The following is a 22,533-nucleotide window of genomic DNA, read 5'->3' as shown; positions in this document are numbered from 1 at the left end:
TGAAATTTTAATGCGGTGAAGTTGTACTGACCACAAATAGCGAAATAAAACGAAAATTTTCTAAATATTTTTACTGAGACGTGCATAAGTATTGAATTTCTTGACTATAACAGTAATAGTAAAAAAAATAGCCCCTATGTCAAAAGACATAGAGACTACTTCAATTAAGCGTGAAGATCAGAAACTTCTTGTTCTGTCACTTCTTCTACTTTTTCGTTTACACGTTCAATAGTTGCACCTAATGCAGCTAATTTCTTATGGAAGTTTACATAGCCACGGTCAAGATGTTTTAACTCTGTTACACGAGTATAACCTTCTGATACTAAACCAGCTAAAATTAATGCTGCTGCTGCACGTAAATCAGTCGCGCCTACTTCAGCACCTTGTAAGCTGTTTGGACCGTTCATAATTACAGAACGACCTTCAATTTTAATATCAGCATTCATACGACGGAATTCTTCAACGTGCATAAAGCGGTTTTCGAATACCGTTTCAGTAATCATGCTTGTTCCTTCAGCTTGTAATAATAATGCCATCATTTGTGATTGCATGTCTGTTGGGAAACCTGGGTGAGGCATAGTTTTAATATCAACCGCTTTTAACTTATCTGGGCCGATAACACGTATACCTTCGTTTTCCTCAATAATTTTAACACCCATTTCTTCCATTTTCGCTGTAATTGAGCGTAAATGTTCAGGTACAGCATTTTCAATTAAGACGTCTCCACCAGTAATTGCTGCTGCAACCATGAATGTTCCTGCTTCAATACGGTCAGGAATAATAGGGTGGTTTGCACCATATAATTTATCAACGCCTTCGATACGAATCGTTCCAGTTCCAGCTCCGCGTACTTTCGCTCCCATCGCATTTAAGAAGTTAGCTAAGTCAACGATTTCTGGTTCTTTCGCTGCGTTTTCAAGGACTGTTGTCCCTTTTGCTAATGTCGCTGCAGACATAATGTTTTCTGTCGCGCCTACACTTGGGAAGTCTAAATAAATTTTAGCTCCTTTTAGTTCTCCCTCTACGTACGCCTCAACAAAACCGTTACCAACTTTTACTTTTGCTCCCATTGCTTCGAAGCCTTTTAAATGTTGGTCAATTGGACGTGAACCAATTGCACATCCACCAGGAAGTGCAATACGAGCACGACCGTTACGTGCTAATAATGGGCCCATTACTTGGACAGATGCACGCATTTTACGTACATACTCAAATGGTGCTTCAATGTTTAATTCTTTAGAAGAATCGATTGTTACTTGGTTATTTTCAAATACGACTTCAGCATTTAAATGACGTAATACCTCGTTAATTGTGTATACATCAGACAAAACTGGTACTTCAGATAGTACATTCTTTCCATCACTCGCTAATAGGGCTGCAGCGATTATAGGTAATACAGCATTTTTTGCGCCCTCAACACGCACTGTGCCGTTTAACCGCTTTCCGCCACGGACGATGATCTTTTCCAAATTATTCCCCTCCGTGTCCTTTTTTCAGTATCTATTCACTCAATACTCAGAAGTTATGATCGGTGTGCCAACCACAATTATATCTTTGTTGTCTGTAGAACGTATTGCTATTTGCACATTTATTTTCTCTCTATTTATCGAAAGAGCGTCATTCCACTTTTTATTATATGCGGAGACTGACACAAATGCTCTTTCTTCTGTCTGTTCGATCGCTCTTGCTGAAAGATCTTTCAAAACCTGATTGGTTTTATTTTGCAAAACACCTTCAATCTTATCATTCAATACACCTTGAACACAAGTATAAATTGTAGGTTTTCCGTTAAAAATTTTATTCATTTTCTGAACGTACTTCGGGTCCCATTTCGCCCCGCTTACTTCAAATATAATGAAAGTGTTTTCTTTAGTATTTTCCTTAGTCCAAGTTACTACTACTCGTTCTTCATAGGAAGAAGATTTTTTATAGGATGTAGCTTTATATCCATCTGGAGATTGTTCTAATTCCCAACTTTCGATATTTGCCTTTTCCTTCACATCGTTTAACAATTTTTGAAACGTATGTATATTAGAAATTGTTTTTGTTTCTCGCGCTAACCATGACCACCGCTCTACTTTTGCATCATTCTTCTCTAAAGCCTTGATCATGCTCTCCATCTTCTGTTCATCGCTTATAGGTTTCATCTCTCTATATCCAACCAAAAATAAAACAACACTTAAGACAACGATAAGAATGGCTTTAAGCTTCAATTTCATCCCCTCCTATCCCCATTGTTAACGGAGATATGAGGTTCTATACACTTACTTTACTAAATACGTTAAACTCTTTGAATAGCCTAAATAATCAAGGAAAAAGTTACTGACAGATGTCCCAATTGCAATCGTAACTAGGATGAGTAATACCCTCGTCTGCACCACTTTCCCAGACTTCATTAAACGCTCAATGTGAATACCTTGCAAGGCCCACCACGTAATAGTAATAAACAATAAATGCGAAACAATGGCAATCAGTGCTTGTTGCCCTAAAAGTTGTGCCAAAAAATCGACCCCTTTTTTGTTTGGCTACTACTTACGCAAAATGTAAAAACGATACCATAATAAGTAGGAGCCACACTTTTTCAAACGCGAATAGGCTTCTTACATTTCAAATCGTAATTTCCTCTCAAAAAACATATACTTATATACGTTTCCGTTTGCTGTTACTCCAAAATAAAAAGCGCAGAGTATGGACTCTACACCTTTTATTTTCACTATTGTACCACGTTCCCCAAGAAGAAGAAATCCTTCATTAATGGAAAATATTCATAAAAGAAATTGTAACCAATCATCGGCATAATTCCCAGTATTACAATCGAAATTGCACAAAAACTCATGACAATCTTTATATTTAACGGTAACCGAAGCTTTTCTTCTGCCCCTCCTGTGCGGAAAAACATTTGCTGTAATATCCGGAAGTAATATACGAATGAAACAACTGTTGTCCCCATCATAATAGAAGCTAATACGTAATGAGCAGGTTCAACATGGAGTGCCCCTAAAAAGATGTTAATTTTCCCGATAAAACCAGCTGTCCCCGGTATTCCAGCTAACGATAAAATAAAGATTGTCATCACTATAGCTGTAAATGGAGATCGCTTGTATAATCCTGTAAAAATCGTCATATTTTCCTTATCATTTTGTAAGATTAATCCGTGGATGATTGCAAATGCCCCTATATTCATAAGCATGTATGCAAGCATATAAAACCACATACTATCCATCGTGAACTGCGATAGCGCCACAAGAGGCACGAGCAAATACCCAGCGTGCGCGATACCTGAATAGGCAAATAGACGTTTTACATTGTATTGCTTTAACGCTACTACATTCCCAATAATCATCGTAATACTAGCTAGCACAGCAATGTATATACTCATACGCCCGTACAAAGATTGTGCGTCTCCTTGGATTGCCACTCCTGCAAAAACCATAAGAAACAAACGCGTAATGAGTAGAAAACCAGCAATTTTAGAAATCGTTCCGAGAAAAGCAGTGACAGGTGTAGCCGCTCCCTCATACACATCCGGTGCCCACATATGAAAGGGAACTGTTGCAATTTTGAATGAGAGTCCAACAAGTAAAAGTAGAAATGCGAGAGCTAACAATAACTGAATGCCCCCGGCCAATCCTTGCGTAAATGCCTTTTGCATTTCCACTATGTTGGTCGATCCTGTAATACCGTATAAATAACTCATTCCAAAGAGCGTAATTGCTGTTCCAATTCCTCCGTTAATGACGTATTTCATCGCCGCCTCATTCGATGCGCGGTTTCTTTTCCGGATTCCTACAAGAATGTAGGAAGAAAGCGACAGCAATTCTAAACCGACGAATAGTGTGATGAAATCAACGCTTGAAGCCATGAACATCGCTCCAAGAAGCGCCATTAACATTAAGTAATAATATTCTCCCTTATCCTCGATAGGATCCTTTTCATCATCGCTCATTGCCATACATAAGACGAGAGCTGCCCCGATTAATAACAACGTTTTAAACCCTTTTGAAAATCCATCTAACACAAACGATCCATTTAAAATATCTCCCGCTGGTTCACTATATAGCGTAATTAATGACACGGCCGCTAATACGACGGCTGCGATTGCACCAATCGCAACGTGCCTATGGTTCAGCTTAAAAAACAAATCACATATGGAAAGAAGGATGGCTGCCCCAAGAATAATGAATTCCGGCACCATCAGATGCCACGACAAGCTAAGTAACGTATTCATATCCATCCTACTTCACCCCCAATGTTTTCAACGTATTTTGAAGCGGATCCCCTAGTAGTTCTGGCATTACTCCAATTGCGATAATACAAACGATAAGTAATATAACAGGAACATACTCCCATCCGTGTATATCAGATTTCGCTTCCCATTCTTTCTTACCAAATGTCACTTGAAGTGTCGCTCTTAATACGTATACAGCGGTTAAAATAATTCCAAGTACACCTACGGCAGCTATAACTGGTTTCCCTTGAAATAAACCGAGAAAAGCAAGGAATTCGCTAATAAATCCAGACATCCCTGGCATTCCAAGCGATGCCATACCTCCCGCTAGGAAGAAGCCGCTAAGCACAGGAACACTTTTTGCGAGTCCACCAAGCGCTGTAATATCTGAAGTCCCAAAACGCTCTTCAATCCTGCCAAGTAAGAAAAAGAGCAATGCCGCAATTAAACCGTGAGACACAACCTGGAACAGTGCCCCTTGTATACCTGGTGCGTTTAACGCCGCAAGCCCCATTAACACAATGCCCATATGCGAAATACTAGAGTAAGCAAGCACCTTTCTAAAGTCCGTTTGGATGAGTGCTAGAAAGGCCCCGTACAATAAATTAATGACTCCTAAAATCGCAATTAGCGTTGCAAAATCACGAAAATGTTCTGGAAATAATCCTTTCCCGAAGCGAATAATACCGTATGCTCCAATTTTCAGTAAAACTCCCGCATGAAGCATAACTACAGCAGGATGCGCTTCTATGTGTACATTGACCATCCAGCGATGCAAAGGGAAAACAGGAAGCTTAATCGCAAAGGCAATCATTATGGCAAGAAACAAGCCGAACTGTAAGCTACTTGAGACAGCCATCCCTCCCCCAGCACCTACACTCGTTAATATTTCTTTAAGCTCCGTAATATTTGTTGTACCTGTTTTCGCAAATAAAACCGAGAAAACGATAAGTAAAATAGCTGATCCGATACCGTTATATATTAAATAACTATATGCAGCCTTTTCACTCGACAATTTCCCCCACTTGCCAATTAATAAAAACATTGGTGGCAGCGTAATTTCAAAGAAGATGAAGAACAGCATTAAATTTTGAGCAGCGAAGACACCGAGCATCCCTATTTCTAGCATGAGTAATAGCATGTAGAATGCTTTTAAATTTCGTTTAATGGAAAATGCCGCAATTGTTGCAAGCATTGCTAGTAGGGCCGTCAGCACCATCATTACAAGCGATAAACCATCAATACCAATCTCGTAATAAATGGAGAACCATCTTTTATCTACCGCTGTAAAATCCCCAAATTTAATCCATTTCACTTTCTCATCAAATATCGATAAACTCTTTCCTGAAGCATATGTACAAGCGAGGACGATAGCGATACCAAATGGAAGCGCCGTCCCAAATAAACCAAGCGCTCGCACTGTACGCGATTCTTTTTTCGGCGTTAATACAAGCAAGAGAATCCCTAAAAGCGGGGAGAAAATGAAGAACGTTAATAGCAATCCATTCATCGTAAATCCCCTCCCGTATATAACAAAATAATTATGAGCACAGCGAGCGAAACGGCCGTTACAGTTCCGTACACTTGTACATTACCATTTTGAAGCCGCGATCCTAGACGGCTCATACCTTTAACCAATCCCGCAATTAAAACTGCAATTCCTTCTACAACGTATACTTCAAATAAACGAAGTACATGAGCGATTCCTTTCGTAATAGGAAGCACCGTAACATTGTAAAGTTCATCCACATAATATTTTTCTTTCAAAAGGTTATAAAGAGGCGTCCCTTCTCCGCCTGCCCAATCTCTAGAGATAGCTTTCTTACCATATATGAAATATGCGAGGACAATTCCCGCAAATGCAACGAGCGTTGCAACAATCATAATCCAAACCGGTCCATGTACTTCCTGCACTTTGAATCCTACATCTTTCGTGAGCCAATCCCCAAGAAACGTTCCGAACCACGGTGTATTTATATAGCCTGCCACTACCGCAAGAACACCAAGGACAATCATCGGATACGTCATTGTGCGAGGTGATTCATGCACCGCTTCCTCCGTCTTCGTTTCCCCTGTAAAAACAAGAAAGTATAGACGGAACATATAAAATGCTGTTAGAAATGCCGCAATTACTGCTAAAACGAATAGAAAGTAATTGCCGTTCATCCAAGTCGCCACTAAAATTTCATCTTTACTAAAAAATCCGGAAAGAAGAGGAACACCACTAATTGCAAGTGTGCCTATTAAAAATAGTGCACCGGTTACTTTCATCTTTTTCTGTAAACCGCCCATTTTATTAATGTTTTGCGTATGGACTGCATGAATTACACTTCCTGCCGCCAAGAACAGTAATGCTTTAAAGAAGGCGTGTGTCGTTAAGTGAAAGACACCAGCTACATAACCAGCAGAGCCTAGCGCAAGCATCATATACCCGAGCTGACTAACTGTAGAATAAGCAAGAACCCTCTTAATATCCGTTTGTACAAGACCAATAGAGGCCGCAAAGATTGCGGTGAAAGCCCCAACGATTGCAACAGTTTGCATCGCTACCACACTTGCTGAAAATAGCGGGAACATCGTCGCTACTAAATATACGCCGGCAGCAACCATCGTTGCTGCGTGAATAAGCGCCGAAACAGGCGTCGGTCCTTCCATTGCATCTGGTAACCACGTATGAAGCGGAAACTGGCCCGATTTCCCCATCGCACCGATAAAAATTAATATCGCCGTTATTGTAATCATAGAAGGAGAGAGATCGCCCGTATGAATCGCTTTAAAAATCGCGTCATATTCAAAACTACCTGCATGCCAAAAAATTAAAATCATCCCAATAAATAGCCCAACATCCCCAATGCGTGTCATAATAAAAGCCTTTTTCGCAGCAGCCTTCGCTTCTTCTTTAAAGAAGTAAAAACCGATGAGTAGAAATGAACCGAGTCCTACTAACTCCCAAAATATATAAAGCTGTAATAAATTCGGCGATATAACAAGCCCGAGCATCGCAAATGTAAAGAGCCCTAAATATGCATAAAAGGTCGGTAATCTTTCCTCCCCTTTCATATAACCTTTTGAGTACACATGTACAAGAAAACTCACAAGCGTAACGATAAACAACATTAAAGCTCCTAATGCGGTAACTTCAAAACCAAATGATATATCTATATCTCCTGTTCTAAGCCATACCCACTTATGCTTCACTGCCTCGGATGAAAACCGTTCTATTAGTACCACTACCGCGGAGAGAAAGGAGAGAAAGGTAAAGAAAATACCTAGTACACTACTTCCCTCTCTAATTTTCTTCCCGAACATAATAAGTATCAAAAACGAAACAAGCGGGAAAAGCGGTATGAGCCATGCATAATCGATCATTGTTTCCTTCCCCCTTTTCGGTCACAATGCTATCCTTTGAGCGTATCCATCTCATCTACATGAACTGTCGGGCGATTACGGTACAAAGCAATCAAAATTGCAAGCCCTACCGCTGCCTCCGCTGCCGCTACAGACATCGTAAACAGCGAAAAAATTTGTCCTGTTAAATTCGGAAACAAACCTAATTTACTAAACGCGACTAGATTTAAATTAGCGGCGTTTAACATCAATTCGATACAAACTAATACAATTACTGTATTTCGCTTTGTTAAAGCTCCAAATAAGCCGATGCAAAACAAAATAATCGCAAGTGTTAAATACGCAGAAGCCGGAACGCTACTCATGGGAATCCTCCTCTCCCTCATCCTTCTTCGCAAGGATAATCGCTCCTACAAGTGCTACAAGTAAAATAACTGAGGTTAATTCGAATGGAATAATATATTTTGAATAGAGAAGTGTACCGATTTGAAGTGTGTTATTTTCATGGAGAGGTAAACTTCCTTGTGTGCTTTGATTTGAAAAATCGATACTATTAACAGCGAAATACATAACTGCTCCAAATGCTACAACCGCAAAGAAGATAATCCATTTTCGAAGAGTAAGGCGCGACTCATTTTCCGCATTATGTTTCGTTAACATAATGCCAAAAATCATAATAATAGTGATCGCACCAGAGTAAAGTAAAATTTGTGCAACTCCGATAAATTCGGCCGATAAAAGAAAGTACAAACCTGCAATGCTAAGGAATGTAAGCACAAGGGCCAGCATCATATGCATTACTTTCGTTAAGTTCAGCATAAGAACGCCGCCGATAATCGCAGAAAAGGATAGGATAAAGAATGCTACAAACTCGCCATTCATGCTTTATTCTCCTTCCTGACATTTTCGTCGTTTTCGTCGAGCCACTGCAAATTTTTAAATAAATCATCACGTGAATACTCTGCGAGTTCGAAGTTATTCGTCATTACAATTGCCTCTGTCGGACAAACTTCTGTACATAAATCGCAAAGAATACAAATTTCAAAATTTATATCATACGTGTCGATAATTTTTCCTTTTTTCATAGGATCAGGATGTTTTTTTCCCGTTAATTGAATGCAATCTGTCGGACAAATGTTAGAACACTGATTACAAACAATACATTTCTCTGGATAAAACTTTTGAATACCCCGAAAGCGATCTGGTAATGGTAACGGCTGGTTCGGATAATCATACGTCACCTTTTTCTTACTTAAATTACTAAGCGTATATTTTAACCCTTTAAATAGTCCCTTCATCTCTTACTGGCACCCCCTTTATAGATTAGAAGAATAACTCCTTAATCAATGCCGTTAAGAAAATATTTGCAAGTGCGATCGGTAATAATACTTTCCAGCCAAACTCCATTAACTGGTCACCTCTTATACGCGGGAACGTAACACGGAACCAAATTAACAGAAAGACCACACTACTGAATTTCAAAGCAAACCATACGGATCCTGGAATAAATCCAAGGAACATAACTGGGTTCCAGCCTCCTAAAAAGAGTACTGTAATTAAAGATGCCATCCCGAAGAAATACACATACTCTGAAAGCATGAAAAACGCCCAGCGAAACCCTGAGTATTCCGTATGGTATCCAGAAACAAGTTCTGACTCCGCTTCAGGTAAATCAAACGGCGTCCTATTTAACTCTGCAACTGCCGCAATTAAGAAAACGACGAAACCAATCGGCTGTGCGAAAATGTACCATACCTTCTCCTGCGCCGCTACAATCTCATTTAAATTAAGGCTACCCGCTAACAAAACGACGCCAATTACACTCATCACAAGTGGAATCTCATAAGAGATCATTTGTGCTGCTGCGCGCATCCCTCCTAAAAGGGAATATTTATTATTTGATGCCCATCCCCCAGTTACAACTCCAATCGTCGTAATCCCAGAGACGGCAATGTAATACAGCAATCCTACGCCAATATCCGCGAACTGAAATTTATCAGTAAACGGTATAACCGCAAGCACCATAAATGCTGGTGCGAATGCAATAACAGGCGCTAATATAAACAACGGTTTATCTGCAGCTTTCGGAATACTATCTTCTTTTAATAATAATTTCAAAACATCAGCTACCGTTTGTAGTAAACCGAATCGGCCTCCAACTTGGTTTGGTCCAATCCGCCCTTGCATAAATCCCATCACTTTCCGTTCCGCCAAAATACCGTATGTAACGAAGCCAAGGACTGCAAATAATAGAAGCACCGCTAATCCGAAAAAAATAAAGAAATTCGTCCAGCTTGAAGGTGATTGTAAGAGCGTCTCAATCATTAGCCATCGACCTCCCCAAGTACAATATCAACTCCACCTAAAATCGTAATTAAATTGGCGATGTTCTCACCTTTCAATAACTTCGGTAAGATTTGCAAATTATAAAAAGACGGTCTGCGAAATTTCAAACGGTACGGCTCTTTCTTTCCATCACTAGCAATATAGCAACCAATCTCTCCCCGCGGTGACTCTATACGGACAAACGCTTCTCCCTTAGGTGCTTTAATAATTTTCGGCACTTTTGCCAGCACGGCTCCATCTTTTGGGAACTGCTCAGCTGCTTGCTCAATAATTTTTAATGACTCCTCAATTTCCTTCATCCGGCAAACGTAGCGGTCCCAAGCATCTCCCGTGCTCCCAACAGGAATATCAAAGTCAAAACGATCATAAATAGAATACGGCTCGTCTTTGCGAAGATCAAAGTGGACTCCCGTGCACCGCAAATTTGCGCCGCTTAAAGAATACGAGATCGCCTCTTCCGCGCTATATATGCCAACGCCTTTCACACGATTTAAAAAAATTTCATTTCCGCTAACAAGGTCGTGATAACCTTCCAATTGCTCTCTCATATACGGAACAAACTCTTTCACCTTTTCAATCCAGCCATCTGGCGCATCCCACTTCACGCCGCCAACTCTCATGTAGTTGAAAGTAAGCCTTGCACCACACAATTCATTTAATAAATTAATAATCATTTCCCGTTCACGAAACGCGTATAAAAATGGACTAACCGCTCCTATATCAAGAAGATTCGTCCCCCACCAGACGAGATGACTTGCAACCCTTCCCAGCTCCATCGCAAGCACACGTAAGTATTCAGCACGCTCGGGAATCTCAAGCCCTATCATCGTCTCTACAGCATGGCAAATGACGTAATTATTCGTCATCGCTGATAAATAGTCCATTCGATCTGTATACGGGATAATTTGCGTATACTGCAAGTTCTCAGCAATCTTTTCTGTTCCGCGATGCAAATACCCGATAACTGGTGTAGCCTCTTTAATAATTTCCCCGTCAATCTTAATTACAAGCCGAAACACACCATGTGTACTCGGGTGCTGCGGTCCAACATTTAAGAGCATCTCTTCCGTACGGATCACAAGCTACACCTCCACATCATACGGTTCATAATCTTTCCTAAGTGGATACCCTACCCAATCATCCGGCATTAAAATACGAGATAAATTCGGATGACCTTTAAATACAATACCTAGCAAATCATACGCTTCACGCTCCGGCCAATCTGCCCCTTTCCAAAGCGGCGTCACCGATTCTACTTGCGGCGCTTCCCTATCCAGCTTTACCTTCACTGCTACTGACTGTTTCTTTCCATATGAAAATAAATGAACATATACTTCCATATGTGTCACAAAATCCGTCGCATGTAGCTCTGACATATAATCAAAAGCAAGTCCCTCATGCAATCGCATTAACTCCATCACTTCATAATATTTTGAAGGCTCCGCCACAAGAGTTGGAACACCTTTTGAAAGTTTATTAATATAGGAATCTACTAATGCATATTCCCCTAACTTCTCCTTAACAACCTCCACATATCGATTTAAATATGGTTGGTTAACTGATGGTTCTTCCTGCTGCGGTTCATCTTCTACCTTATTTACAGCCCCCTTTGCTCTTGCCGCAGCAGCGGCTTTCGCTTTTGCGGCTGCAATAGCCTTTGCTTTTTCATCTCCAGAATTCCCATCACCTTGCGAAGATTTTGCTTTTGCTAGTGCCGCCGCCTTTGCCTTTGCAGCTGCTACAGCCTTTGCCTTCGCTTTTTCTTCGTCCGTTACTTCTTCTGTTCCTCCTCGCTTTTGCTTCGCTAGTGCCGCCGCTTTTGCCTTTGCAGCTGCTGCGGCCTTTGCCTTCGCTTTTGCTTTTTCTTCGTCCGTTACTTCTTCTGTTCCTTCTCGCTTTTGCTTCGCTAGTGCCGCCGCTTTTGCCTTTGCGGCTGCTGCGGCCTTTGCCTTCGCCTTCGCTTTTTCTTCGTCCGTTACTTCTTCTGTTCCTTCTCGCTTTTGCTTCGCTAGTGCCGCCGCTTTTGCCTTTGCTTTTACTTTTTCTTCGTCCGTTACTTCTTCTGTTCCTTCCCGCTTTTGCTTCGCTAATGCCGCCGCCTTTGCCTTTGCAGCTGCGGCTGCAAGACGTTTTGCTTCTTCTACATTAACTTTTTCATCATTTGGTAGCGCTTTCTCTTTTTCTCGATGTTCTCCTTCAAGTTTAGACATTTCCGTCTCATGTTTCGCGGCAAGACGTTTTCGCGCTTCCTCTTTCGCATGACGGGCTGCTTCTCTCTTCATACTTTCTAAATCTTTATTTGGATCACTCATTTATTCGTCACCTGCTTCCCTGTCTTCGCCTCGTAACGAATTTTTTCTTTTAATTTATTAATTCCATAAATTAAAGCGGCAGGGTTTGGTGGGCATCCAGGAATATATACATCAACTGGTACAATTTGATCTACACCTTTCACAACCGCATACGAATTCACATACGGACCACCAGCTGTTGCACAAGATCCCATCGCAATTACCCACTTTGGTTCAGGCATTTGATCATATAAGCGCCGAACAATAGGCGCCATTTTCTTCGTTACCGTTCCTGACACAATCATGACATCCGATTGTCTTGGTGACGTCCGAAAAAATGACCCAAATCGATCTAAATCGTAATGTGATGAACCTACTCCCATCATTTCAATCGCACAGCATGCCAGTCCAAATGTCATCGGCCATAAAGAGTTGCTCCGCGCCCATCCCTTGAGCTGTTCCAGTGTAGAAAAAAAGATATTCCTTTCTAATTCCGCTCGCTCCTGTGGGTGTAATTCCTCAAAATTTATAACCATTGTAACACCTTCTTTTTCCAAGCATACGCTAATCCAACCAACAACATCACAACAAAAATGAGCATTTCAATCAGTGCAAATAAACCCAGCTTGTCATATGCAACAGCCCATGGATATAAAAATAAAGTTTCTACATCAAAGATGACGAACAATAAAGCAAAAATATAATAACGAGCATGAAACCGAATATTCGCATCATGAAAAGGCTCAATTCCACTCTCATACGTCGTTGCTTTCGCTGCACTCGGTTCATTTGGACGCAGCATTTTCCCTAATGTAAGAGCCACTACCGGCAGCAATATACCTAATAGCAAGAAAATCAAAACAATCATATAACTATTTTCATATACACTTGCCATTGTGAAACCCTCCCCCCTGAATTAAGAACAAGTTCACATAGTAAACAATATGTCTTACTTGCATCATTTATTATTTTTAAATTTTTCTAAATAATGAAACTATTTTAATCATTATAGCAAACTTCAAATTCCTATGTCGATATATTGGGAACAGAAACAACAATTAATACTTGCTAAACAAATCTATTTTTACAACTCATTATAAATGTGTAAAATAAATATAGAAATTCTATATATTTTTCAAACAATCCTAAAAAACATAAACTACAAAAGGTGGTTCTTATGTATATACAGTGGGTGATATAAATGACAAAACAAGCACACGTAAGTATTCTTATAAGCATTTCATTATTGTATATAGCTATTCATTACGTATCAATGTCCTTTTTATATGAGTACGCACTCCCATTTCAAATATTAACTGGCATCAGTACCATATTAATTGATATTACAATTTGCAGTTATATATTTTATTTTTCAAATGTAAAACAAGGGTTATCTCGTTTGTTTTGGATAACATTAACTATCGGATCCTTCTCTTATTTTATCGGCGATATAGTAGTTGCTTATCAACGCTTAATTCTGCATGACTACTATACATTCGTTGATCCATCAGACTTTTTTTACTTATTATTTTTAATTAGCTTTGCATTTGCCTTTCTATATGAAATTATTTATGGCCGAAACTTATTGGAACAGCTTTCTACAATATGTGATATTTGTATTATTGTTACAGCTCAATTTACTTTAAGCTACTATTTACTTATCGAAAGAACCATTCATATTTTCACAACATCATATATCGACATGTTTGTTCAACTCACGTATCCAATGGCTGATTTACTCTTTCTTTTAATAGGAATCAATCTTTTATTTAGACCATTATTCTTACTACCAAAACAAGTTGGTGCTCTTCTTGGTAGTGCTTTAATTTTGTATGCTACTACGGATGCTATTTATGCTTATATAAAATACTTCCAGCCTGAGCACTCTATGTTCACAGTTGCTCCATTCTATCAAGTAACTTTAGTATTGGTAGCAATCGCTTGTATACTTCACACAAAAGAGCCCGAAAAACAAGAACAAGTATTACTAACACCTCGATTGGGTGAATCCATCCGATTATCATTACCTTATATTTCTGTAGTGATGCTTATTGTTTTTATATTGGTCAAAAATGTTTTTGCACCTATCTTAGTAATTGGACTGATGGTAACCTTCGCCTTCGTTCTCATACGCCATATGTTAGTCCGAAGACAAAATAAAATATTATTGCTAGCACAAATGCAATTCAACTCGGAACTCGAGAAACAAATTGAACTACGTACAGAAGATTTAGTAGAACAAAAAAATGAGTTATATCATAACCAACAAATGTTTAAATCTTTATACGAGCATCATCCAGATCCAATTTTCACATTAGATTTGTATGGTAATTTTCTAAATGTGAACAACGCTGGAACTACTTTACTCGGTTATCAAACGAATGAATTATTAAACCAACCATACTATTCACTTATGTATGAAGAAGATTTGGAAGAAATCATTAATGCCTTTCATCACGTAAAAAAAGGGAACTCTATTTCTTTAGAAATACGGGCATATCATAAAAATAAAGATATTTACTATTTGCATGTTACGGCTGTTCCCATCTTTCTAAAGGAGCATATTTCTGGGGTCTATTTAATGATTAAAGATATTACGGAAAGTAAACAACAACAAGAACAAATTAACTTCCTAGCATATCATGATACTTTAACGGAGCTTGCAAATCGTCGTTCATTTCATCAACATTTAGAAAAAGCGATTGCACAAGCAAAAATATCGAAAAGACCTTTTGCTGTTATGTTTATCGACCTAGATCGCTTTAAAGTTATTAATGATACCCTCGGTCACCGAGTAGGGGATCTCCTATTAATTGCAGTAGCAAAAAGGCTCGAACGAATATCGACACAGAATATGAAACTTGCTCGACTAGCTGGGGATGAGTTCACAATCCTTATCGAAAATTATAACAAAAGAACAGATGTACAAAGGATAGCTGATATGATTGTAGTGACCATGAACGAACCATTTGAAATCGAAAATCAACATTTACACATCTCACCGAGTATCGGGATTGCCATATACCCTGAAGCAGGCGAAGACCCACTGTCTATTTTGCAACATGCCGATATGGCCATGTACGAAGCAAAAAATAAAGGGAAAAATCGTAGCTCTCTTTACACGAAAGAACTATATAAGAAAATGGAACGAAAAGCTCGAATCGAAAAAGACTTGCCACTCGCTTTAGTAAACAACGAATTTTATCTCGTCTATCAACCCCAAATTGATACGACAACAAATACAATTATCGGTGCTGAAGCATTAATACGTTGGAAACATCCACTATTAGGTGACATTTCACCATGCGAGTTCATTCCAATTGTAGAAGAGACACCACAAGTCGTTCCGCTTGGACATTGGGTGTTAAGAGAATCTTGTCGTCAACTAAAAATATGGAAAAGTTTTGGATACACAAACTTAAAAATGAGTGTCAATTTATCAGCGAGAGAATTTCAACAAAATCAATTAATCGAAAATATTTCACGAATACTAAAGGACGTTGAGATTGACCCGAAAGATGTAACACTTGAACTAACAGAACGAATTGCGATGATTGATGAAAAAGAAACATTATCTAGACTAAAGCAATTAAAAGAATATGGTATTCAAACGTCCATCGATGACTTCGGTACCGGCTATTCTTCTCTTGCTTATTTATCAATTTTCCCTATCGATACATTAAAAGTACCAAAAGAATTTACACAACTAGCCGATCATCGACCTGAAGAAAGAGCCATCGTTTCCACTATCCTTTCTCTGGCAAATACTTTAAATCTCTCAGTCGTTGCTGAAGGAATTGAAACAGAAAAACAGCTTAAATTTTTGAAAAAAAATAACTGTAAATACATGCAAGGTTACTATTTCAGTAAACCTCTAACAAGTAAAGAATTTATAAGATTTCTACAAAAAACACCCAGTATGAACCAATAGTTCACTGGGTGTTTTTATCTCGCTATTTGCGGGCAGTAAGATTCCCACCTCAAAATTAGACTGGAGCGAAGAAGTTAGGTGGGAGATCAACTGCCCGTAAATGCCCGATTGGTTCAACTAATAATCAGTGGGATACCCCCCACTGATTAAAGTTTCACTTTATAGTGTTGGAATTTTTTTCTCGTAATATTCTTCTGCAATCTCTTCGTAAAAAGCTGCTGACGTAGTATAAAAATATGGAATTAACCATAAAAATCCAATCCCTAATGTAATACAACTCAATATAAACCAACCAATAAAACTTAAACATAAAATGAAATACTCCATTTTATGTCCGTCCATCATACGACGGCTTTCTGTAATAGCTTGATTTATGGAATACTCCGGATGATCATTTATTATAAAGTACGTCATTGCATAAGAAAATGATTTAATAATACCTGGAATAATAAATAGTAAGCACCATAAGAAAATATAAATGTTTACTACTATATATAATAAAAATGACTTTATAAACTTACTTCCTTCTGTAAACCATCTGAATATATGCCCAATACGCGCTTCTTTTTCACGAATAAAATGTAGCGCTAAATAATAGCCACCTAGCGTTAATGGACCTACCAGAAATATTGTAATAACGTCTACTGTAAGTGAGTTATTTACTTCTTTCCAATCCCAAACCTGAGAGAAAATGAAATCAATACTAAAACTAAAAGCTGACATAAGAATCGAAATAAGTAATGTTGCCCCAACAGCTAATCCCCATTTTCCTTCTAGTGAGTCCAGCGCTTCTCCTTTTAAATCACTAATCATACTTGGCCTCCTATACGTAACAATTCTATTAGTATAGCATGTTCTTACCGCAATTCATCTTTTGAAATATAGCGATAAAAATGAGATGTCGTTGTACCCATATACGGACTAAGCCAAAGAGATCCTATTCCAAGAGTAAAAATCGCTAAGATAGCCCATCCTATGAAGCTAAGCCATAAAAGAAATAAATCTAGTTTATGCCCCTTCATAAGGTTCTTACTTTCTTTCATCGCCTGTGAAACACTATATGCTGGTTTTTCAACCATCACATAATACGTCATCGAATATGAAAAATACATCACAGTCATACCAACGATGGAAATAGCTAATAGTACGAAGAAAGCAATCGCAAACGATGTATTCCCTTCTTCACCTAAAAATGCGAATAGGCCTAATAACAACATCGGAATCCATGTACCTGTATATAACAAAATCGCAAGCATTGCCCACATTGTTTTCATCATTCTTTTAAAACCACGAAATCCTTCGAATAAGTGATCTACTGTAGCACCTTCTCGTTTACTAATCTGTAGACATACATTCGTATAACCGTATGATGTAATACCAGACGATGCGTTACTCAAAAGTATCATGATACAATAAAATACCCCAAAGGTAATACCTGCTCCAATTGATATTGTTTCCCTTTCAATTGAACCAGCGAAGCTAACAATTAAAAAAAATATAATAAGTCCTGGAATTAAAAGTATAAACATTGCAGCCATTGAAACAACATAACTTAAAATAAAATATAAAATCGTCGATCCAACACCTAAGCCCCATTTCCCCTTCAAGGAATGTAATGCTTCTTGTTTCATTTCACCGATCATTTGTTCATCTCCTTTATAAAATATAAATTGCTCTATATTCTCTACTTATACAAGCAATAACATAATTATACCATTTTTGTTAATTCATTCATAAACAACAAAAAAATCCGTGAAGGCGAAGCCCTCACGGATTTTTATTTCATATCGGAAACGTTTAAACGGTTCACAGCACGCTGCAAGGCCATTTCTGCACGTCTAAAGTCAACATGTGCTTGTTTATCTTGCATACGTTGCTCAGCGCGACGTTTCGATTCATTTGCACGATGGATATCGATATGGTTTGCTTCTTCAGCAGATGATGATAATATAGTTACTTTATCTGGACGAACTTCGATAAAGCCACCACTTACTGCTACATAATCAGTGTGCCCACCATTTTTCAGACGAACCGCACTAATTTTTAATGGTGCAACAGTTGGAATGTGACCTGGTAAGATCCCCATTTCCCCACTCTCTGCTTTTACGCTTACCATTTCTACTTCTTTTTCGTAAACCGGTCCATCAGGAGTTACAATACTGACTGGAAATGTCTTCATAATTCGTCCCTCCTAAGGCCTTACGCCATCATTTTCTTCGCGTTTTCAATAACTTCTTCAATGCTACCTACTAAGCGGAATGCATCTTCTGGAAGGTCATCATATTTTCCTTCTAGAATTTCTTTGAAGCCACTAACTGTATTTTTTACAGGTACATAAGAACCTTTTTGACCTGTAAACTGCTCAGCTACGTGGAAGTTTTGAGATAAGAAGAATTGAATACGACGAGCACGATGTACAACTAACTTATCTTCTTCAGATAACTCATCCATACCTAAGATAGCGATGATATCTTGAAGCTCTTTATAACGCTGTAAAGTTTGCTGTACTTGACGAGCTACTTCATAATGCTCTTCTCCTACGATTTCTGGAGAAAGTGCACGAGATGTAGATGCTAATGGATCTACGGCTGGGTAAATACCCATTTGTGTTAAACGACGCTCTAAGTTTGTTGTTGCATCTAAGTGAGCGAACGTTGTAGCTGGTGCTGGATCCGTATAGTCATCGGCTGGTACATATACCGCTTGGATAGACGTGATAGATCCTTTATTTGTAGATGTAATACGCTCTTGTAATTGACCCATTTCTGTTGCAAGTGTTGGTTGGTAACCTACCGCAGATGGCATACGACCAAGAAGGGCAGATACTTCAGAACCTGCTTGCGTGAAACGGAAGATGTTATCGATGAACAATAGTACGTCTTGTCCTTGCTCATCACGGAAATGCTCAGCCATTGTTAAACCTGTTAATGCAACACGTTGACGTGCTCCAGGTGGCTCATTCATTTGTCCGAATACCATCGCAGTTTTCTTGATTACGCCAGAATCGCTCATTTCATGGTATAAGTCATTACCCTCACGAGTACGCTCACCTACACCAGCGAATACAGAGATACCACCATGCTCTTGTGCGATGTTATTGATTAATTCCTGAATTAATACTGTTTTACCTACACCGGCACCACCGAATAGACCGATCTTACCACCCTTAATGTAAGGAGCAAGTAAGTCTACTACTTTAATACCAGTTTCAAGAATTTCTACTTTAGTAGATAATTCTTCGAATGCAGGTGCTTGACGGTGAATTGGATCACGGTGTACATCCGCAGGAAGTTCACCATCTAAGTCAATTGCATCACCTAATACGTTAAATACACGACCAAGTGTTGCATCACCAACTGGTACAGAGATTGCTTTACCAGTATCTTCTACTTCTGTGCCACGAACAAGTCCATCTGTGGAAGACATTGCAACTGTACGAACTGTGTCATCACCTAAATGAAGTGCAACTTCAAATGTTAAGTTAATGCTTGCTCCGTTTTCGTTGCTTTGTTTTACCGTAAGGGCGTTGTAGATTTCTGGTAGCTTTCCGCCATCAAACTTAACGTCTACAACCGGACCCATGATTTGCGTAACGCGCCCTTTATTCATCGGGTTCCCTCCTAGCTTTCTTTTAATTAGCCAGCTTTCTAAGAGAAGTCGGCTTTTAATTTTTTATTAGTTTATAGCGTACGCGACTCTCCTAAAAGAGCCGCTTCCATTTTTTATTGAATCTAGCTCCGGTGGCTAGAAGGGTCGGTCATTTCACCCCTTCTGAGCAAGCCACCTACGCTTTTTATTACTATTCTAACGCTGCTGCTCCACCAACGATTTCCGTAATTTCTTGCGTAATCGCTGCTTGACGTGCACGGTTGAATGAAAGTGTAAGTGAATCGATAACTTCCATTGCGTTGTCTGTAGCACTCTTCATTGCTGTCATACGCGCTGCGTGTTCACTTGCTTTACCGTCTAGTAATGCACCGTACACTAAGCTTTCTGCGTATTGTGGCAATAATACTTTTAAAATTTCTTCTTCAGAAGGTTCGAATTCATAAGCTGTCGTCGGTTTGTCAGACGCCACATCAGTAAGCGGTAAAATTTTATTTTCCGTTACTTCTTGTGAAATTTTACTTACATAATGGTTGTAGTAAATATACAGCTCATCATAAGCACCATCTGCGAACATCGCAATTGCTCGAGAAGCAAGATCTTTAATATCAGTAAATGATGGGTGGTCAGATAATCCAACTACTTCATCAATGATGTTAAATCCGCGACGTTTTAAATAATCACGTCCTAGTCGGCCAAGCACAATAATTGAATATTGGTTTGAATCCATATTATGACGTTCACGAATCACGTTACTAACTGTACGTAATACGTTACTGTTATAACCACCTGCTAGTCCGCGATCAGATGTAATAACGATGTATCCTGTACGCTTTACAGGACGCGCATTTAGCATTGGATGATTAATTCCTTTACTTCCTTGCGCAATGCTCGCTACTACTTCTTGAATCTTTTCCATATACGGAACGAAAGATTTAGCATTTTGCTCTGCACGGTTTAACTTAGATGCAGATACCATCTCCATCGCTTTCGTAATTTGGCTCGTTTTCTTTGTCGAGGTAATCTTCGCTTTTATATCGCGTAAAGATGCCACAGGTTTTCACCACCTTTTTTCCAGAAGTTGGCACGATTAGTAAGAATCCTCTTCCTAATCTACGTTGCAAGATATTCTTGCTCATGATTGAAGGAAAAGAATAGGTGCACCTACTCTTTTCCTTTACATAACCGTCAGCAATCTCAGAAATTGAGATGCCTATATATATTATCTAGCTCCAGCAGCTTGACGAGCCGCTTACGCTTTTATTATTCAGAAGCTACGAATACTTTTTTAAATCCGTTAATTGCTGCTGCAAATTTGTCGTCATCCGCAAGTTTCTTAGTTGTGCGGATTTCTTCTAATAAGTCAGTCGCATTTGAATCTAACCAAGCATGGAATTCTTCTTCGAAACGAGTGATATCTACTACTGGGATATCATCTAGGAATCCACGTGTTAAAGCGTAAAGAATGATAACTTGTTTCTCTACACGTAACGGTTTGTGTAATCCTTGTTTTAATACCTCAACTGTACGAGCACCACGGTTTAGTTTCGCTTGTGTTGCTTTATCAAGGTCAGAACCGAACTGAGCGAACGCTTCTAACTCACGGTAAGATGCAAGGTCAAGACGAAGTGTACCTGATACTTTACTCATCGCTTTAATCTGAGCAGATCCACCTACACGTGATACAGAAGTACCCGCATCGATCGCTGGACGTACGCCAGAGAAGAATAGGTCAGATTGTAAGAAGATTTGTCCATCCGTAATCGAGATTACGTTTGTTGGGATGTAAGCTGATACGTCCCCTGCTTGTGTTTCGATGAAAGGTAGTGCAGTTAAAGAACCGCCGCCTCTTGCATCACTTAATTTTGCTGCACGCTCTAATAAGCGAGAATGTAAGTAGAATACATCCCCTGGATATGCTTCACGACCTGGAGGACGACGTAATAGTAATGAAAGCTCACGGTAAGCCGCTGCTTGTTTTGATAAGTCATCATATACTACTAATACGTGTTTACCATTGTACATGAACTCTTCACCCATTGTTACACCAGCATAAGCAGCTAAGTATAATAATGGAGCTGGTTGAGAAGCTGATGCAGTTACAACGATTGTGTAATCTAATGCACCGTGCTTACGTAGTGTTTCTACTACGTTACGTACAGTTGATTCTTTTTGTCCGATAGCTACATAGATACAAATCATATCTTCATCTTTTTGGTTAATGATTGTATCAAGTGCAACTGCTGTTTTACCTGTTTGGCGGTCACCGATGATTAACTCACGTTGACCACGGCCAATTGGTACAAGAGCATCGATCGCTTTAATACCTGTTTGAAGTGGCTCATGAACAGATTTACGATCCATTACACCTGGTGCTGGACTTTCGATTGGACGAGTGTTTGTTGTATTGATTGGGCCTAAACCATCAACTGGTTGACCTAATGGGTTTACAACACGACCGATTAGTTCTTTTCCTACTGGTACTTGCATGATGCGACCAGTACGACGAACTTCGTCACCTTCACGAATTTCTGTGTAAGGTCCTAAAATAATGATACCTACGTTGTTTTCTTCTAAGTTTTGTGCTAGCCCCATAACGCCGTTAGAGAACTCTACAAGTTCACCAGCCATAACGTTATCAAGACCATGAGCACGCGCGATACCGTCACCAACTTGGATAACTGTACCAACATCACTAACTTCGATTTCAGACTGATAGTTCTCGATTTGTTGCTTTATCAGTGCGCTAATTTCTTCAGCTCTGATGCTCATGTGCTTCACCC

At 39.2% G+C, this 22,533-nt stretch carries 21 protein-coding genes; 1 reads left to right on the top strand and 20 read right to left on the bottom strand.

Annotated features, from left to right (window positions below):
- Window positions 1-164: 164 nt before the first annotated feature.
- The 14 genes from murA to nuoA all read right to left on the bottom strand — a co-directional run bounded on the left by murA (window position 165) and on the right by nuoA (window position 13,108).
- Window positions 165-1,469 carry a UDP-N-acetylglucosamine 1-carboxyvinyltransferase gene (gene murA, locus JDS80_RS11020; RefSeq protein WP_071748397.1) on the bottom strand — a complete coding sequence of 435 codons (1,305 nt, stop codon included), beginning with the start codon at window positions 1,467-1,469 and terminating at the stop codon, window positions 165-167.
- Between the two features lie 39 nt (window positions 1,470-1,508).
- Entirely contained in the window at window positions 1,509-2,213 is a 705-nt protein-coding gene (locus JDS80_RS11015; protein WP_412676988.1) for a YwmB family TATA-box binding protein, read from the bottom strand.
- A 51-nt stretch (window positions 2,214-2,264) separates the two neighbouring features.
- A complete protein-coding gene (locus JDS80_RS11010; protein ID WP_098888484.1) occupies window positions 2,265-2,501 on the bottom strand; it encodes a DUF1146 family protein in 237 nt (78 codons plus the stop codon).
- Between the two features lie 212 nt (window positions 2,502-2,713).
- Entirely contained in the window at window positions 2,714-4,228 is a 1,515-nt protein-coding gene (gene nuoN, locus JDS80_RS11005; protein WP_346011363.1) for an NADH-quinone oxidoreductase subunit NuoN, read from the bottom strand.
- A gap of 7 nt (window positions 4,229-4,235) precedes the next feature.
- Entirely contained in the window at window positions 4,236-5,738 is a 1,503-nt protein-coding gene (locus JDS80_RS11000) for an NADH-quinone oxidoreductase subunit M (protein WP_199638420.1), read from the bottom strand.
- The gene (nuoL, locus tag JDS80_RS10995; protein WP_199638418.1) at window positions 5,735-7,597 is read right to left on the bottom strand and encodes an NADH-quinone oxidoreductase subunit L; all 1,863 of its coding nucleotides are present in this window, start codon (window positions 7,595-7,597) and stop codon (window positions 5,735-5,737) included. The genes JDS80_RS11000 and nuoL overlap by 4 nt, the downstream gene beginning before the upstream one ends.
- 29 nt (window positions 7,598-7,626) lie before the next feature.
- Entirely contained in the window at window positions 7,627-7,941 is a 315-nt protein-coding gene (nuoK, locus tag JDS80_RS10990; protein ID WP_000100081.1) for an NADH-quinone oxidoreductase subunit NuoK, read from the bottom strand.
- Entirely contained in the window at window positions 7,934-8,458 is a 525-nt protein-coding gene (locus tag JDS80_RS10985) for an NADH-quinone oxidoreductase subunit J (protein ID WP_199638416.1), read from the bottom strand. Before JDS80_RS10985 ends, nuoK begins: the two co-directional genes overlap by 8 nt.
- The gene (gene nuoI, locus JDS80_RS10980) at window positions 8,455-8,874 is read right to left on the bottom strand and encodes an NADH-quinone oxidoreductase subunit NuoI (RefSeq protein WP_199638414.1); all 420 of its coding nucleotides are present in this window, start codon (window positions 8,872-8,874) and stop codon (window positions 8,455-8,457) included. Before nuoI ends, JDS80_RS10985 begins: the two co-directional genes overlap by 4 nt.
- Window positions 8,875-8,899: 25 nt before the next feature.
- Entirely contained in the window at window positions 8,900-9,901 is a 1,002-nt protein-coding gene (gene nuoH, locus JDS80_RS10975; RefSeq protein WP_071748393.1) for an NADH-quinone oxidoreductase subunit NuoH, read from the bottom strand.
- Window positions 9,901-11,001 (bottom strand): NADH-quinone oxidoreductase subunit NuoD, encoded by a 1,101-nt coding sequence (nuoD, locus tag JDS80_RS10970; RefSeq protein WP_098888488.1) that lies wholly within the window; start codon window positions 10,999-11,001, stop codon window positions 9,901-9,903. Before nuoD ends, nuoH begins: the two co-directional genes overlap by 1 nt.
- A 3-nt stretch (window positions 11,002-11,004) precedes the next feature.
- Window positions 11,005-12,234 carry an NADH-quinone oxidoreductase subunit C gene (locus tag JDS80_RS10965; protein ID WP_199638412.1) on the bottom strand — a complete coding sequence of 410 codons (1,230 nt, stop codon included), beginning with the start codon at window positions 12,232-12,234 and terminating at the stop codon, window positions 11,005-11,007.
- On the bottom strand, window positions 12,231-12,749 hold the full coding sequence (nuoB, locus tag JDS80_RS10960; protein ID WP_000236333.1) for an NADH-quinone oxidoreductase subunit NuoB: 519 nt from the start codon (window positions 12,747-12,749) through the stop codon (window positions 12,231-12,233). The genes JDS80_RS10965 and nuoB overlap by 4 nt, the downstream gene beginning before the upstream one ends.
- Window positions 12,740-13,108 carry an NADH-quinone oxidoreductase subunit NuoA gene (gene nuoA, locus JDS80_RS10955; protein WP_098889050.1) on the bottom strand — a complete coding sequence of 123 codons (369 nt, stop codon included), beginning with the start codon at window positions 13,106-13,108 and terminating at the stop codon, window positions 12,740-12,742. The genes nuoB and nuoA overlap by 10 nt, the downstream gene beginning before the upstream one ends.
- A gap of 306 nt (window positions 13,109-13,414) precedes the next feature.
- Here nuoA and JDS80_RS10950 point away from each other — a divergent pair, with 306 nt between their 5' ends.
- Window positions 13,415-16,144 carry a putative bifunctional diguanylate cyclase/phosphodiesterase gene (locus JDS80_RS10950; RefSeq protein ID WP_199638410.1) on the top strand — a complete coding sequence of 910 codons (2,730 nt, stop codon included), beginning with the start codon at window positions 13,415-13,417 and terminating at the stop codon, window positions 16,142-16,144.
- A 159-nt stretch (window positions 16,145-16,303) separates the two neighbouring features.
- On the opposite strand, the gene JDS80_RS10945 is transcribed toward JDS80_RS10950, so the two are convergent.
- The 6 genes from JDS80_RS10945 to atpA form a co-directional block, all read right to left on the bottom strand.
- Window positions 16,304-16,957, bottom strand: coding sequence for a DUF975 family protein (locus JDS80_RS10945; RefSeq protein ID WP_071744071.1), 654 nt, complete (start codon window positions 16,955-16,957; stop codon window positions 16,304-16,306).
- 44 nt (window positions 16,958-17,001) lie between these two features.
- Complete coding sequence (locus tag JDS80_RS10940; RefSeq protein WP_199638408.1) at window positions 17,002-17,787, bottom strand: DUF975 family protein; 786 nt, start codon at window positions 17,785-17,787, stop codon at window positions 17,002-17,004.
- 134 nt (window positions 17,788-17,921) lie between these two features.
- On the bottom strand, window positions 17,922-18,323 hold the full coding sequence (gene atpC / locus JDS80_RS10935) for a F0F1 ATP synthase subunit epsilon (RefSeq protein ID WP_002123795.1): 402 nt from the start codon (window positions 18,321-18,323) through the stop codon (window positions 17,922-17,924).
- 20 nt (window positions 18,324-18,343) lie between these two features.
- On the bottom strand, window positions 18,344-19,753 hold the full coding sequence (atpD, locus tag JDS80_RS10930) for a F0F1 ATP synthase subunit beta (protein WP_002123794.1): 1,410 nt from the start codon (window positions 19,751-19,753) through the stop codon (window positions 18,344-18,346).
- A 190-nt stretch (window positions 19,754-19,943) separates the two neighbouring features.
- Window positions 19,944-20,804 (bottom strand): F0F1 ATP synthase subunit gamma, encoded by an 861-nt coding sequence (atpG, locus tag JDS80_RS10925; protein ID WP_000157703.1) that lies wholly within the window; start codon window positions 20,802-20,804, stop codon window positions 19,944-19,946.
- A 209-nt stretch (window positions 20,805-21,013) separates the two neighbouring features.
- Entirely contained in the window at window positions 21,014-22,522 is a 1,509-nt protein-coding gene (gene atpA / locus JDS80_RS10920; RefSeq protein WP_000027511.1) for a F0F1 ATP synthase subunit alpha, read from the bottom strand.
- Window positions 22,523-22,533 lie beyond the last annotated feature (11 nt).

It is taken from the genome of Bacillus cereus group sp. N8 (assembly GCF_016483685.1).
GTDB classification, from domain to species: Bacteria; Bacillota; Bacilli; order Bacillales; family Bacillaceae_G; genus Bacillus_A; species Bacillus_A proteolyticus.
Note: the sequence above shows the minus strand (reverse complement) of the source record. Positions and strands in the feature narration are given on the sequence as shown.